Here is a 15,685-nt window from a genome sequence, read left to right as displayed (position 1 = left end):
TCCTCGTCTCTGCGGACTGCTTGCTGCCTACTGGGGCCAGGTCCAGCGGACTCTCACCCCACCCAACGGATCCTACGGGGCGTGCATTCCCGTAAGAGTCAGCCGCGGGGATACACGTGAGTCAGGAGGACCTTGCCGCGAGAGGAGGCCGTGGAGTGCACGCATGCCGCGTCCACGACATATGCCTGCACTCGGGTGCTGTCGGTGGGGTGTGGCAGCACGACGAGGAATGCGTCGGCTCCGTTGTAGGAACCCTTCTGTGCGGCAATTGGGTCTTCGTTCCGCCCTATGCCTTTCTCGACACAGGGTGGGACGGCTACATCGAGCCCGTTCTTGAGGGTCGTCGGACCTGAGTCCATGTGGACCGAGGGGGCCTTCTTCTCCTCTGGGGCCGCTGGGGACGCGACGGCGTCCGAGGCCAGCAGGGAGTGGACCTGGCTCCGGAGAGCGGTATCCATGAAGACAGGTGCCCCTCCCCGCTTCGAAGGCTTCTCCGCCGCGCTGGTGTCACCACCCGATGATGTGGTCGGTGAAGACTGAAGGAAGAACACGCCGATGCCGATGACTGCTGCCCCGAAGGCCGCGCTGAGAGCTGTGACGCGCCGTCGGCGCTGTGTCGTCTTACGAGAGCGGCCCGGCCCTGTGGCAGCACCTGCACGGCCTGACGGGCGCTTTCCGTGAACATGCTCGGCGCCGCGGGAAGCGGGCGTTGTTTCACGTGAAACATGCACCGTCTCTCTGCCGGGGGCAGCTGAGAGGGGGCGCTCCGCTGCGAGCGCCGTATCAATGCGGTCAGCGATGTCGGTCGGCATGAGGACCGGCGCGCTCGGAGTGGTGAGGAGTTCCTGGATCTCCTGGAGGGAGTTCCTGACGTCGGCGCAGAGTGAGCATCCGTCGATGTGCTGCTGCATTTCCACGGCGCGCGGTGGCGCGAGGAGACCCTCTGAGAGATCGGCGATCTCCGAGACATCAGGATGCTGAGACGTGTCAGCCGTCGATGTCATGCGCGTCCGCCTCCGCCCTTCACTGCTGCAGGATTCTGTGGTCCATCGTCCTTCGGCCTCGACGCAGGTGGGACGGATGCTTCCGGCATCCGGTTCCTTCCCGCGGCGGCCGCGGTGTCGATTCCTGTCCCTGCCGCGTACGGGCGCAGGTGGATCAGGAGAGGCAGGAGTCTCGCCCGGCCGCGTGCACAGCGGCTTTTCACGGTGCCCGTGGGGACTTCGAGGATCTGCGCAGCTTCTGCCACGGGGTAGCCCTGCATATCGACGAGCACGAGGGCGGCGCGTTGTTCCGGGGGAAGGGTGCCCATGGCTTCGATGAGCTGGCGGTGCAGGTCCTGGCGCTCGGCAGGCGCCTCCGCCGACTCGTGCGGTTCGAGGAGCTGGTCGAGGCGTTCCGCGTCGTCGACGGGTGAGGTCTTCCGAGTCGCTGCCTTACGTGCTCGGTCGAGGCAGGCATTGACCGTGATGCGATGCAGCCAGGTGGTGACGGCAGACTGGCCACGGAATGTGTGGGCGGCCCGGTAGGCGGAGACCAGGGCGTCCTGTACTGCGTCAGCAGCCTCCTCGCGATCACCGAGGGTGCGCAGAGCGACTGCCCAGAGGCGGTCGCGGTGGCGTCGTACCAGCTCACCGAAGGCGTCGGCATCGCCGGACACATGGGCGGCCAGCAGCTCCTGGTCGCCAGCGGCACCGAGCGCGATCTCGTCCAACGGTGAGCCCCCTCCCCTGTTCTCGATCAGCCGGAGAACTTCACATCCGTTATGGCCTGCTTGTAACCGGAGTCGCTGTACTGGTCCCTGGGCGAATCAGGCATGGCTGTGATCCAGACCAGTACATAGCGCGTGTTCACCGGTTTGTCTGCCTTGAAACGCGCGGTGGTGCCACTGGTGGATGTGGAAGTGATCTTCTTCATCGAGCTCAGGGGCGCGGAGGAGGACAACGAATTGGTCGCGTACAGGGAGATCGCGGTTTCGTTGCCCGAGTAGCGCAGCCCTATGGAGGCAGCCGATACATCCTTGGCGGAGCCGAGATCATAGACGATCCCTACGCCCTGCTTGAAGGGAGCCAGCTGAGGACCGTCCGTGAAGGAGTAGGTACGCCAGTACGTCGAGCTGTCACCGTCGTAGGTGTTCCCGACATCGCCCGGGTGCTGAGGCTTCCCGTCCGGGTAGTACTCGGCTGCGTCCTTCACCGGGAGCGGCTGAAGGGCCTTCTGCTCAGTGGTGCCGTTGTTGTTGCCGTTGTTGGTCTGGTTCGTGTTCGTATCACCGGAGCCCTTGTTCCGGTCCAGGAGCGTGTCTGCGAGCTGCCAGCTGCCCAGACCCAGTGCGGCGATCAGCAGGGCGGAGACGGACCACTTGAGCACCTTGCCTGTACGGCCCTGGAGGGGCGGCGGAGGGGCCGCCACCGGCTGGACGGGCGCCACCCTGGCTCCGGTCGCAGGACGGCCGTAGGTGCCCTGCTGGTAGTTCGTTCGCTGGTACTCGGGCGGCGGGGTGTACGCGGGCTCCGGCGGTCGGATCCGAGGCATGGCGCTGACGGCCTTGGCGAGCTCGTCGGGGGTGGTGCAGGGCGGCTCCTGGCGGGATGCGGTGGCACCGTCATTGGCCAGGGCGCGCATGGCGATCTCCGAGAGGCCGCGGTTGACGCCGGCTCGTACCTGGTCCGGGGGGATCAGGCCGACGCCCTTGGGCAGGCCGGAGAGCCCGTAAGCATCGGTCTCGTAGGGCCAGCGCTGTGTCAGCGCGGCGTACAGCAGGGCGCCGATGGCTTCCGTGTCGGTCCGCTGGGGGGTGTCCGATGTGATGCCGCGCAGGGCAGCGTTCACAGCGAGGCCGCGGATGCGGTACTGCCCGGAAGAGGTACGCAGGACAGCGCCCGGTGTGAGCCTGAGGTGGGAGAGGCCCTCGCGGTGTGCGGCGGCCATGGCCTGCGAGATCTGGCTGACGAGCTGGTAGGCGTCGTGGGCCTCCAGGGGCCCGGAGGCGAGCAGCGCGGTGATCTCTGTCGCGTCAGGCAGCCATTCGTGGACGACGTAGACGAGATCGTTCTCCTCGACGGCATCCAGGACCTGCACGAAACGCGGGTCACCGAGGAGGGCTGAGGACCGGGCGGCAGCGAGCACGGAGCGTGCCCGCGCGTGATCAGCGGGAAGAAGATGTACGCCGACCGCACGCCGGAGCTTCTCGTCGACCGCACGCCAGCTGCTGAAGCCGTCCAGACGGGTGACGCATTCCTCAAGGCGGTAGCGTCTGGCGAGCTTGTGCCCGCTGTGGAGCTCGGGCGCTGCTGCTGCCTCCGCGGGCTCTTTCTCGCTCTCCTCGTCCCGTGTGCCTTCACCGGCCGTGGTGTCAGCCGTTTCCTTAGGGTCCACCGTGCCGTCGGCCGTGGCCTTGTCCGCCTTGGCGGCCAGCGGCTTGTCGCCACTGTTGTCGGCCACGTCGACGGCAGCCGTGCTACGTTCCGCCACCGTCGTTCCTGCCTCCCCATCCGTTGCGCGCTGTCGGCCAGTCTGCAAAGCCATGCCAATTGTGCCCACAGTCCGGCGCTATGCACGACACGCGGCGTCGGACGATGGTTGTGCGATCAGGCCGGCGCCTAGCGGCCCAGACGGCCGCGCACCATGGCAACCATCGAGTTGAGCTCGGCGATCCGCATGCGCTTCGCGGCGACGAAGAACACACCGAGAAGCATGGCGCCCCCCACGATCAGGGCTGCCAGAGACCCGAGCACACCCTCTCCGAGCACGCGGAGAATTCCGAATCCGACAACTCCGCCGACGACGGCCCCCGGAAGGGAAGCCAGCGCCAGTCTCGCGTACGTACGAAGGATGTGAGTCCCGTCCAGGTCTCCGCCCAGGCGGTTGCGCAGTCTGCGCCAGGCGACGCCTACACCGACCGCGTACGCCAGGCCGTAGGAGGCGGCCATGCCGACCACCGCCCACTGGGAAGGGAGGACGACATAGCAGAGCGCGGAGGCCGCCGCGTTGACTGCGGCGACGATGACCGTGTTGTAGAAGGGGGTGCGGGTGTCCTCGTACGCGTAGAAGCCGCGCAGGACGACGTACTGCACCGAGTAGGGGATCAGACCGAGGGCGAATGCCATGAGGACGTACCCCATGGATTCGGAGGCCTGTACTCCACTGGAGGCGAACAGCAGGGTGGAGATCGGTACGCCCAGGGCGAGGAAGGCGAAGGAGACCGGAACGATAGCCACGGCGGAGTTCCGCAGTCCCTGGGAGATGTCATCGCGCACTGCGCCCACATCCCCGTCGCTGGCGGCACGGGAGATCCGGGGGAGCAGCGCGGCCATGACCGAGACGGTGATGATGGCCTGAGGCATTCCCCAGATCAGCTGGGCATTCGAGTAGGCCATGATGCCGGCGCCGGAGCGTCCGGAGTCCTTGCCGGCGGCGGTGGCGAGCTGGGTGACCACCAGCACACCAGCCTGGTTGGCCAGCACGAACAGGACCGTCCACTTGGCGAGCTTCACCGCCTTGCCGAGACCGTGTCCGCGCCAGTCGAAGCGTGGACGGAAGCGGAAACCGGCTTCGCGCAGGTACGGGATCATCGACAGGGCCTGGACCGTCAGACCCAGCAGGGTGCCGATCCCGAGCAGCCGTACCCCGTCCGCGGGGATGGTCGTCACCTTCATGTGGGAGTCGGCGGAGGTGCCGTAGACCCAGATGAACAGCCCGAAGGTCGAGATCATCACGATGTTGTTGAGGACCGGGGTCCACATCATCGCGCCGAACTTCCCGCGGGCGTTGAGAATCTGCCCCATCACGACATGCACGCCCATGAAGAAGATGGTGGGCAGGCAGTAGCGGGCGAAGGTGACGGCGACGTTGTTGGCAGCCGGATCGTCGGCGATCGGCAGGGACATCAGCCGGATCAGCAGCGGTGCCGCGAAGACCGCGATACCGACGATGATCCCGAGGGCCACCATGACGACGGTGAGCAGGCGGTTGGCGTAACCCTCACCGCCGTCCTCGTCCTCCTTCATCGACCGCACCAGTTGGGGCACGAAGACGGAGTTGAGGCCGCCGCCGACGGTCAGGATGTAGATCATCGTGGGCAGGGTGTACGCCACGGTGAAGGAGTCACCGAGTGTCGCTGCGCCGAGCGCTGCGGTGATCACCATGGTGCGTACAAACCCGGTGAGGCGGGAGACGAGGGTTCCTGCGGCCATCACCGCACTCGACTTCAGCAGGCCGGACGCGCCGCCGGACTTCGCGGGCGCGGCGGCCGGGACGGGCTCCTGAGGGCCTCCGGGCGGAGGAACCGGCGCGGCGCCTTGCTGGTCCCGGAAGAGGTGCGCGAACGCGTCCTGCTGTTCCGGTTCCCCGGCGGCCTGAGTCACCAGGTCGTCCACCCCGACGAACTGGGTCGTGGCGTCGTCCCCGTACGGAAGGTAGCGCGACGGCCCCTCCGGCTCGGGGGCGGGAGTCTGTGCCCAGACCCGGGGGTCCGGGGGGTACTGCGCGGCCTGCGGCTGCTGGTACATCGGCTGCGGCTCGGTGTACGGGCCAGGGGGAGGCGGAGGGTGCGACGCCCGGTCGTAGAGCGCCTCCGCCACCGGGTCCTGGGCACCGAGATCATGCGCCCCGTACGGGTTGTAGCTGTAGGCGTCCTGGACGTACGGGTCCGGGGCGGGCTGGTTCTGGCCCGTGCCGGGGGGTTCGGGGGGCGTTCCACCTGAATACGCAGCCCCGCCCCCAGCACCCTGGTCACGGTCACCGTCGTACGGCGCGTTCATTGGTTACCCCACCTCATCGTCCCCGGCCGGCCGGCCACGACATCGCTCAACGGTCCACTTTCTCACCCGGGCCCGGCGGGTTGCCGTTTTCCGGTCCGGTGTCCGTCTCCGGGTCACTCGGCTGCTCCGGGTCGTCGCCCCCGGCAGTGGCCGCCCGAGCGGCAGTCCGCTTGCGATGCGTGTACATCCTGATTCCGGCGAGCACCAGGAGCAGCAGACCCCCGGCGATCACCAGCATGACCGTCAGTGTCATCTCCGAGACTGTCACTGTGAAGGGCATTGCCTTCGCAGTGCCGTACGGCGTGCCGTCCTCGGTGAACAACTGGGCGTACACCCTGACGGGTCCGTTGGCGTTGATCGAGGTCGTGAACTTCACGGTCTGGCTGTGCCCGCCCGCGATCTCCAGGGGCTGCTCGCCGACGGCCGCCTTGTCGTCCCCGAGCTGCAGACGGTTCGGGCTGGTCGAGCGCAGTTTCAGCACCAGGTGCTTGACCGGCTGCAGCAGCTTGTTCTGCACGGTCACCGGGATCGTCGCACTGCGTCCGGACAGTGTCATGTCGGACTTCTGGACGATCTGGACTTCACCGGTGAGGCTCAGGAGATAGGACTGCACCCCGGTGCGGTAGGAGCTGGCTCCCTTCGCGTCACCGCGCCACGATGTCGCCATGGACCGGTCCATGGCGTTACTGAACGGGGTCACCACCCGGTCCGGCTGGCTGAGGATGATCTTGAAGTTATCGAGTGTGGACTGCGTGGTCCTGACGTCCTGGAATGCCTGTACCGGCAGTTCCTGGCGTCGCAGGTACGAGGGGTACGCCGCCGGGCCCGGAACCGTTGTCGTCGCGCCGGGATCCGCCTTGGTCTTCGCCGCATCGATGAGGTTGAGGGGCTGGGTCCAGCGGTTGTCGTCCAGGGTCCGCAGGGCGCTCGCCATCGACTGTGCCTGGCTGACGGACGGCATCCGCTGGGGCGCGACGACAATGCTGCGCTGCTTGGACGGCTCCTGAAGGGTCAGGGCCAGGGACTGGGCCAGGTAGCTCTGCACCGCGAGCGTGGAGGCGCCCGCCTCGGCCATATCGCCCTGGAAGGCATGAGAGAGCCGTGCGTCGGACACCACGGCTGTGGTGCCTCCGCCGATGGGACGTGCCGCTGTGGGCGTGTACGACAGGCCGGCCGTCTCTTCCAGACTGTCGCTGCTGGCGATGACGTTGTGCGCCCCGGCAGAGGTGGCCACGTCGACGATCGAAGGGTCGATCGCACCACTGGCCGGCCAGGAGAAATCGGTGGAAGCCTTCACGTGGAGAATCGTCTGCACGGTCGTGGCGGCGATCTCGGTGGCCGACTGCAGGTGACTGAGAGCGCCGGGGACGTTCTTGCCGTGGTGCGCCAGAGAGGCGATGTCAGGATCGGCGAACGGGAGCGCGACGACCTTCTGGTCCTTCACCGCGTCTCCCAGGTCGCTCAGCCATTTCTTGGCGACAGCCTGGTTCTTGCCTGCGACCTGGGTGTCTCCGACCTGGATCTGATAGTTCCTGGTCATGGCGTCGACGCTCGCCAGCAGGTCGGGATCGATGACCCAGGTGACCGGCAGGGAGCGGCCCAGCGAGACCATCTGTTCCAGCCGGCCACCGGGCGCGAGCTCCTCCGCCAGGTCGTCGTTCTCGAAGACAGGCGTCTGCTGGGCGTCAGCACTGGTCTCGGCGCGCAGATGGACCTTCGAGATGAGCGGCCACACCGCAGTGATCTGTGTCTTGTTGCTCTGCGCGGTGGGCTGCCATGGCAGGAAGGTTCGCTGGATGCCGAGCACCTGCTCATACGGCGTGCTGGGTGTCTGGCCGGAGAGGGACACGCCCAGCGGGTAGACGCCGTCCGCACCCAGATTCAGCTTGCTGACGGGAACCGAGATGGAGAAATCCTCGCTGATCCCCGCCGGCAGCTTCGCGAATTTCGCCGTGTACTTGCCCCCCACTTCCTGTGGGTCGACGCCTGTCAGCTCCGAGGAGTGCTTCGTTGCGTCATCGATGGCGGATCGGCCGGCCAGGCGTGGTCCCACCCGCACACCGACATGAGCGTTGGTGACGGTCTCCTTGCGCTTGTTCGTCACCGTGCCTGTGATGGTGACGGAGTCACCCTTCACGGGCGCGCTGGGCGACAGGGCGTCCAGACTGACGGCTACGGGGCTGGTGCTCTGTTCAGGGCCGACGGCCTGCGCAGGGGCCGCAGCTGGACCGTAGAAAAGGCCCGTAATGAGCGTTCCACCGGTGAGCAGCGACGCAGTGCGCCGCAGCCACCGGCGGGCAGGAGAAGGAGTCATCTCCTGAGAGTGTGCCGCCTCGGCCACGCGCTTGCCCGTCCCTCGTCTTCGTCAGCTGATTCGATGGTTCTCGGTTTCTGCGTCCACGCATGGTAACGATGTGCCCTGGGCCTAAGTGCCGCGGACTGGTCCACAAGATCGGAAGGGCGGTCGCAGCCGCCAGGAAATCGGGACGCTCCGGTCGGCGCGGGCACGTACCCTTTTCTGTTGTGCCGAACGCCAATGATGAAAATCCCAGTGCACTGAGTCAGGTGCAGCACCGCGCGGTCACCGAACTGCTGAGGGTGTCCCCGGTCGCAGATGACCTTGCCCGCCGGTTTCAGGCCGCCGGGCACAGCCTGGCACTGGTCGGAGGATCGGTCAGGGACGCGCTGCTCGGCCGGCTCGGCAATGATCTGGACTTCACCACCGATGCTCGTCCCGATGACGTTCTGAAGATTGTCCGGCCCTGGGCCGATGCGGTGTGGGAAGTCGGAATTGCCTTCGGAACGGTCGGTTGCCAGAAGGACGGCTATCTGATCGAGGTCACGACCTACCGTTCCGAGGCGTACGACAGGACCTCACGCAAGCCAGAGGTGTCCTATGGCGACTCCATCGAGGAAGACCTCCTGCGTCGCGATTTCACGGTCAATGCCATGGCTGTCGCTCTTCCCGACAAGACATTCATCGATCCGCACAGGGGCTTGGAGGATCTGGCAGGCCGGCTCCTGCGTACGCCTGGCACGCCGGAGGATTCGTTCTCCGACGACCCGCTGCGCATGATGCGGGCCGCCAGGTTCGCGGCTCAGCTGGACTTCGAGGTCGCGCCCGAGGTCGTCGGTGCCATGACCGCGATGTCCGAGCGCATCGGGATCGTCTCGGCAGAGCGGGTACGTGACGAGCTCAACAAGCTGTTGCTGTCTGCGAACCCGCGGAAGGGTCTCGCGCTGCTCGTCGATACGGGCCTCGCCGAGTGGGTCCTCCCGGAACTTCCAGCGCTGCGGCTGGAGAGTGATGAACACCACCGTCACAAGGATGTATACGAGCACTCACTGACTGTGCTGGAGCAGGCCATCGACCTGGAGCAGGAGGGGCCTGACCTGGTACTCCGGCTGGCTGCTCTACTCCACGACATCGGCAAGCCGAAGACGCGGCGCTTCGAGAAGGATGGTGGCGTCTCCTTCCACCACCACGAAGTCGTAGGCGCGAAGCTGACCAAGAAGCGGCTGACCGCCCTCAAGTACTCCAATGACATGGTCAAGGACGTGACGAAGCTGGTGGAGCTCCACCTGCGCTTCCATGGCTATGGGACCGGGGAGTGGACGGATTCGGCTGTACGTCGTTATGTGCGTGACGCTGGGCCACTCCTGGAGCAGCTGCATAAGCTCACGCGGTCGGACTGCACCACCCGTAACAAGCGGAAGGCCAATGCCCTCTCGCGCGCGTACGACGGCCTGGAGGAGCGCATCGCGCACTTGCAGGAGCAGGAGGAGCTCGATTCGATCCGCCCCGCCCTGGATGGCAACCAGATCATGGAGATCCTCGGTGTCGGGCCCGGCCCTGTGATCGGCAACGCTTATAAGTTCCTGCTTGAGCTGCGGCTGGAGAACGGCCCGATGGAGCACGATGTCGCAGTGACCGCGCTCAAGGAGTGGTGGGCGACGCAAGAGTGACGTCATGTTTCACGTGAAACATGACGGACGGCACGGCGGAGGGGTGGTGTTTCACGTGAAACACCACCCCTCCGCGACTCTGGCCTCGACGGCCCACCTGTCGGGCTACTTCTTGTAGTCCGTCAGGCAGAGAGTGAAGTCCTTGCTTCCGCCGGTCTCGGTGTACGAGTTGTACTTGGTGCGGTCGCAGGTCTCATCGCCGTCCTTCTTCTCGGCGACCTTGTACTGCGCCTTAGCGCTGCTGCAGTCCACGACCTCAAGTTCCGGGTTGGTGTCGCTGGAGCTGCCCCGGTGCATGCAGTCGCCGACCTTGGCTGTGTCGGCGTCGTCCTGGCTCGCGTACCAGCTGAAGGCTGCCACGCCGACCACGACGACGGCGATGACGATCCGCGCAATCTTCTTGCCGTTGCCGCGAGGCGCTATCGGTGCCACCGGGGCCATCGGTATCTGGCCACCACCCTGGGCGATATACGGCGACGGCTGCTGCGCCATGCCGGGCTGCGCCGGCTGTCCGTACGGACCGGGCTGCCCATACGGGCCGGGCTGCTGCTGCCCGTACGGGTTGCCGCCTTGAGGCTGTCCGTAGGGGGCGTTGGGCTGCTGGGCGTATGGATTCTGGCCCTGGGGTGGTGGAGTGGACATGGTTGGGATCCCCCTCGAAGCATGCGCGGGCGCGCGGTTGTCAACGCCCGTAAAATAGCTGGCTGTCCCAGTGCTTCTGTCATCGAGAAGGAGTCTGTGGCTCTGATGTGACACATACGTACGTCGAAAACGGGCCATAGATGCAGTAATTGCTGCACCGGCGGTGCTGGCTGTGCCAAGGAGTCTGCTTCAGCCGGTGATCCCGGCAGGGTGGACGGCGGGCCCCGGATGCGGACACGGAAAGAGCCCCGGGCGGCTGCCCGGGGCTCTCAACGGTCAGGAATCGACCGTGCTCAGGTCGAGCTTCAGCGCTCGACCTCGCCCTTGATGAACTTCTCGACGTTCTCGTAGGCCTCGTCGTCGAAGTACTGCACCGGCGGCGACTTCATGAAGTACGAGGAGGCAGAGAGGATCGGACCGCCGATACCGCGGTCCTTCGCGATCTTCGCGGCGCGCACGGCATCGATGATGACACCGGCGGAGTTCGGGGAGTCCCACACTTCGAGCTTGTACTCAAGGTTCAGCGGAACATCGCCGAAGGCGCGGCCCTCAAGGCGCACATACGCCCACTTGCGGTCGTCCAGCCAAGCCACGTAGTCCGAGGGACCGATGTGGACGTTGTCGGCGCCCAGGTCGCGGTCGCGGATCTGCGAGGTGACTGCCTGCGTCTTGGAGATCTTCTTGGACTCCAGGCGGTCGCGCTCCAGCATGTTCTTGAAGTCCATGTTGCCGCCGACGTTCAGCTGCATGGTGCGCTCAAGGCGCACACCACGGTCTTCGAAGAGCTTGGCCATGACGCGGTGCGTGATGGTGGCGCCGACCTGAGACTTGATGTCGTCGCCGACGATCGGCACGCCCGCCTCGGTGAACTTGTCCGCCCACTCCTTGGTGCCGGCGATGAAGACCGGGAGAGCGTTGACGAACGCGACCTTGGCGTCGATGGCGCACTGCGCGTAGAACTTCGCGGCGACCTCGGAACCGACGGGCAGGTAGCAGACGAGCACGTCCACCTGCTGGTCCTTGAGGACCTGGACGATGTCGACGGGCGCCTCGGCCGACTCCTCGATCGTCTGGCGGTAGTACTTGCCGAGACCGTCGTGGGTGTGGCCGCGCTGGACCGTCACGCCGGTGTTCGGCACGTCGGTGATCTTGATGGTGTTGTTCTCGCTGGCGCCGATGGCGTCCGCGAGGTCGAGGCCGACCTTCTTCGCGTCGACGTCGAAGGCGGCGACGAACTTGACGTCACTTACGTGGTAGTCGCCGAACTGGACGTGCATCAGACCGGGCACCTTGCCGGCCGGATCTGCGTCCTTGTAGTACTCGACGCCCTGCACCAGCGAGGCGGCGCAGTTGCCCACGCCGACGATGGCTACGCGAACCGAACCCATTCCGGTTGCTCCCTGTGTGTTCTCGACGAAACCCTGCGGACGCAGAGCTTCACTTAGCGATGTCCTCGGACGGATCCGGCGGGGTGGTACCCCGGTGCCGGGGCAGGCCGCCCGCATCTCCTGATATGTCCTGCTGAGCGGCGTCGGGGGACCGTCGCTGGTCCCGGCCCGCACGCTCGCTCTCGATGAGCTCGTTCAGCCAGCGCACTTCGCGCTCCACGGACTCCATGCCGTGCCGCTGCAGCTCAAGTGTGTAGTCGTCCAGCCGCTCGCGCGTCCGGCTCAGAGAGGCGCGCATCTTCTCCAGGCGCTCCTCCAGCCGGCTGCGGCGGCCTTCCAGCACCCGCATCCGCACCTCGCGCTCCGTCTGCCCGAAGAAGGCAAAACGTGCAGCGAAATGCTCGTCCTCCCAGGTGTCGGGCCCGGTGTGCGACAGGAGCTCTTCGAAATGCTCCTTGCCGTCCGCAGTCAACCTGTAGACGATCTTGGCGCGGCGTCCTGCGAGTGAAGCCGCCACCGCGTCCTCCGGGGCGCTGCCCGGTTCCTCGATCAACCAGCCGCTGGCTACCAGCGTCTTGAGGCAGGGGTAGAGGGTCCCGTAACTGAAGGCCCTGAAGATCCCCAGTGAGGTGTTCAGACGTTTGCGCAGCTCATAGCCGTGCATCGGAGACTCGCGAAGCAGACCGAGTACGGCGAATTCGAGGATGCCGGAGCGCCTGCTCAACCTTCGCCTCCTCTGCTCGCCGGGACACTTATGCCGTGCTGATGTATCGACTCGATACATCAGCACGATAGAACGACCTTGCGTTCACGACAAGGGGAGCCATCGTGAGCGGCGTCACATCAAGGATTCACAGGCACCAACTTGCCTGGTTTAGGCCGAACCTCGGCACTGGGACGGTTTTACGCGTGCGTAGTCTGTGCGGCATGCAGACTGCCGGGGACCGAGTGACACCAGGGGACGTCAGCCGTCTCGGTCCACGGAGTGCAGTGCGGACAGGCCCGGCCGAGGGCGTGTGCGCACTGTGGATCTGTCCCTCTGAGGGGCTGTCCGCGCATCGGGGGGACCGGAACTCAACTGCCGTTTCCAGGCGCTAGCGCCTGCCCGAGGAGTAGTCGTTCGATGAGCGAGCACCGTCGCAAACCGCCACAGCCGCAGAGTGGTGGACGTGCCGCGGCCAGGCGAGTCGCGCAGCAGCCTCCCGGCCGCCGCGCATCTCCCCCGCGAACCGCCACCGGATCACCTTCCGGTTCCCACGACGAGGAGGAACGTCCCTACGGCGGTCGCGCCGAAGCCAGACGGGCTGCCCAGCGCAGTGGAGGCGGACGCCGCCGTGCTGCCGAAGCAGGTGACGGCCGGGGCGGGCGGCGCGGTGCCGGCGGCGGGGGCCGCGGCGGCCGCGGCAGCGGCGGCGGCCCCGAGGGTGGCGGCCGGGGGCCGCGGAAGAAGAGGTTCATCGACTACCCGCGCGCGAATCTGCACGGCTGGCGCCACTGGGTGCCGTCGTGGCGCCTCGTGACCGGGCTCTTCGTCGGCTTCGTCGGCAGCATTCTGGCCGCGGGTTCCCTCGCGTACGCCATGGTCGGTATCCCGGACGCGACCAAGACGTCGCAGGCGCAGAACAACGTCTACTACTGGTCCGACGGCAGCCAGATGGTCGCCACCGGCGGTGAGATCAACCGGCAGATCGTGCCGCTCTCGGAGATCCCCAGCGCGATGCAGAACGCGGTGGTCTCCGCCGAGAACAAGTCCTTCTACAAGGACAAGGGCATCGACCCGATGGGCATCGGGCGTGCCGTGTTCAACATGGCCAAGGGCGGTCAGACGCAGGGTGGCTCGACGATCACCCAGCAGTACGTGAAGAACTCCCGGCTCGGCCAGGAACAGACCTTGAGCCGTAAGTTCAAGGAACTGTTCATCTCCATCAAGGTCGGCGCCAAGATGAACAAGAACGACATCATGAGCGACTACCTCAACACGTCGTACTACGGCCGGGGCGCCTACGGGATCCAGGCCGCGGCCCGTACGTACTTCGGGGTGGACTCCGACAAGCTCAACCCGAGCCAGTGCGCGTTCCTCGCCACGCTGCTCAAGGGTGCGAGCTACTTCGACCCGGCGGGCGCGGTCGAGATCGACCCCGCGGCGACGCCGAAGGCCAATCTCCAGCGAGCCACCGACCGATGGGGGTGGATCCTCGACGAGATGGTCAAGGACGGCCGCCTCCCCGCTGCCGAGCGGGCGAAGTACAAGGCCTTCCCGAAGGTGGATCCGCCGAAGAAGAACGCCCAGCTGGGCGGTCAGACCGGCTACCTCGTCGACCTCGCGAAGTCGTACTTCGTCAACAACAACAAGCAGGGCATCACCTCCGAGGACCTTGCCAAGGGTGGCTACCAGATCCACACGACCTTCGACAAGAAGAAGGTCAAGGAGCTGGAGTCGTCCGTCGAGAAGGTCCGCAAGGCGAAGATCAAGCCCGGGCTGCGGCCGAAGACGGACACGCACGTCCAGTTCGGCGGAGCTTCGGTGGACGCGCAGACCGGTTCCATCGCCGCCATCTACGGCGGTGAGGACGCGACGAAGCACTACATGAACAACGCCGACTACACCGGTGCCCAGGTCGGCTCGACCTTCAAGCCCTTCGTGCTGGCGGCAGCCCTGGAGTACGGGAGGCGCAATCCGGGCCTCAGCAAGGACCAGTCCGACTCGGACCGCACGCTCGTCTCGCCCAAGAGCCTCTACAGCGGTCAGAACGACCTGAAGATCCGGAACTACGACGGCAGTGTGTGGACCAACAAGGAGGGCAAGGAGTGGCTCCAGGAGAACGACGGCAAGGACTCCGTCGGCCAGGCTCCTGACTACCGCATCGATCTGCGTGAGGCGATGCGGGAGTCAGTGAACTCCGCATACGTGCAGCTCGGTATGGACGTCGGCACCGACAAGGTGCGCCAGGCGGCCATCGCCGCCGGTCTGCGCGACGACAAGCAGAGCATGGCCAGCTCCGACTACCCCTCCTTCTCCATCGGTACCTCCAGCCCCAGCGCGATCCGGATGGCCGGCGCGTACGCCACCTTCGCCAACAACGGCCGGCAGAACGAGCCGTTCTCCGTCACCAAGGTGACCAATAAGGGCAGGACGGTCTACCAGCACACGCAGGTGGAGAAGTCGGCGTTCTCGACGGCCGTTGCCAGCAATGTCACCAATGTGCTGAAGACCGTGGTCGACAAGGGCACCGGAACCGCCGCCCGGATTCCCGGCCGGCAGATCGCAGGTAAGACCGGAACCACCGACGGAAACAAGTCGGCCTGGTTCATCGGGTACACCCCGCAGCTCTCCACCGCCATCGACATGTACCGCTTCGACGACAACGCGAAGGGCAAGAACCGCCAGTTCGAGGAGATGTACGGCACCGGCAACGAGAAGCAGATCCACGGTGCTTCGTTCCCGGCAGAGATCTGGCACAGCTACATGGCGCAGGCGCTCAGCAACACACCGTCCACGGCCTTCCCGGCGCCCGAGCCCATCGGAAAGGTCGTCTACGGCACTGGGGTCGCGAGCCCGAAGCCGACACCGGTCAACACGCCGACCCCGACGCCGTCGCCGTCGAACCCGTCGCCCAGCCCGTCCGACACGCCGTCCCCGACGCCTTCCCCGACTGAGTCCTGCAACAAGTGGAAGGACTGGACCTGCGGAAACGACGGCGGGACCGACACGGGAGGAGCGGACGGCGGGACCGACGGCGGCCCCACTCCGAGTCCTACCGACACCTCCGACACCGGCGGACAGCCGGGTGGGGGTGACGGTGGCGGCGGTGGTCTGTTCGGCGGGGGCGGATGACCGTCCGCTGAGCCCGGTCGCCTGATCCGGGCCCGGTACGCACGACGAGGGGCCGCCACAGCTCAGCTGCTGTGGCGGCCCCTCCGTCTGTG

General features: G+C 66.3%; 10 protein-coding genes. 2 read left to right on the top strand and 8 right to left on the bottom strand.

Going from position 1 to position 15,685, the window contains the following annotated elements:
* Positions 1–98 precede the first annotated feature (98 nt).
* From OG917_RS17305 to OG917_RS17285, 5 genes are all read right to left on the bottom strand, one after another.
* Positions 99–1,004: a hypothetical protein gene (locus OG917_RS17305; protein ID WP_328318494.1), complete on the bottom strand. Its 906-nt coding sequence runs from the start codon at positions 1,002–1,004 to the stop codon at positions 99–101.
* Positions 1,001–1,705 (bottom strand): RNA polymerase sigma factor SigM, encoded by a 705-nt coding sequence (gene sigM / locus OG917_RS17300; protein WP_443059084.1) that lies wholly within the window; start codon positions 1,703–1,705, stop codon positions 1,001–1,003. The genes OG917_RS17305 and sigM overlap by 4 nt, the downstream gene beginning before the upstream one ends.
* Positions 1,706–1,740: 35 nt before the next feature.
* A complete protein-coding gene (locus tag OG917_RS17295) occupies positions 1,741–3,474 on the bottom strand; it encodes a protein kinase family protein (protein WP_328318492.1) in 1,734 nt (577 codons plus the stop codon).
* A gap of 128 nt (positions 3,475–3,602) precedes the next feature.
* On the bottom strand, positions 3,603–5,762 hold the full coding sequence (gene murJ / locus OG917_RS17290; RefSeq protein ID WP_328318491.1) for a murein biosynthesis integral membrane protein MurJ: 2,160 nt from the start codon (positions 5,760–5,762) through the stop codon (positions 3,603–3,605).
* A 46-nt stretch (positions 5,763–5,808) separates the two neighbouring features.
* The gene (locus OG917_RS17285; RefSeq protein ID WP_328318490.1) at positions 5,809–8,103 is read right to left on the bottom strand and encodes a DUF6049 family protein; all 2,295 of its coding nucleotides are present in this window, start codon (positions 8,101–8,103) and stop codon (positions 5,809–5,811) included.
* A gap of 182 nt (positions 8,104–8,285) precedes the next feature.
* Here OG917_RS17285 and OG917_RS17280 point away from each other — a divergent pair, with 182 nt between their 5' ends.
* The gene (locus tag OG917_RS17280) at positions 8,286–9,728 is read left to right on the top strand and encodes a CCA tRNA nucleotidyltransferase (RefSeq protein ID WP_328318489.1); all 1,443 of its coding nucleotides are present in this window, start codon (positions 8,286–8,288) and stop codon (positions 9,726–9,728) included.
* A gap of 105 nt (positions 9,729–9,833) precedes the next feature.
* Here OG917_RS17280 and OG917_RS17275 read toward each other — a convergent pair whose 3' ends face one another.
* The 3 genes from OG917_RS17275 to OG917_RS17265 form a co-directional block, all read right to left on the bottom strand.
* Entirely contained in the window at positions 9,834–10,370 is a 537-nt protein-coding gene (locus OG917_RS17275; RefSeq protein ID WP_328318488.1) for an LppU/SCO3897 family protein, read from the bottom strand.
* Between the two features lie 305 nt (positions 10,371–10,675).
* Complete coding sequence (locus tag OG917_RS17270) at positions 10,676–11,758, bottom strand: inositol-3-phosphate synthase (protein WP_328318487.1); 1,083 nt, start codon at positions 11,756–11,758, stop codon at positions 10,676–10,678.
* A 49-nt stretch (positions 11,759–11,807) separates the two neighbouring features.
* Positions 11,808–12,482, bottom strand: coding sequence for a PadR family transcriptional regulator (locus OG917_RS17265; RefSeq protein WP_328318486.1), 675 nt, complete (start codon positions 12,480–12,482; stop codon positions 11,808–11,810).
* A gap of 399 nt (positions 12,483–12,881) precedes the next feature.
* Between OG917_RS17265 and OG917_RS17260 the strand changes: the two genes are divergently transcribed.
* Positions 12,882–15,593 (top strand): transglycosylase domain-containing protein, encoded by a 2,712-nt coding sequence (locus OG917_RS17260; protein ID WP_328318485.1) that lies wholly within the window; start codon positions 12,882–12,884, stop codon positions 15,591–15,593.
* Positions 15,594–15,685 lie beyond the last annotated feature (92 nt).

It is taken from the genome of Streptomyces sp. NBC_00388 (genome assembly GCF_036061255.1).
In the GTDB taxonomy this organism is placed as follows: domain Bacteria; phylum Actinomycetota; class Actinomycetes; order Streptomycetales; family Streptomycetaceae; genus Streptomyces.
This window is presented reverse-complemented; position numbering and strand designations above follow the sequence as displayed.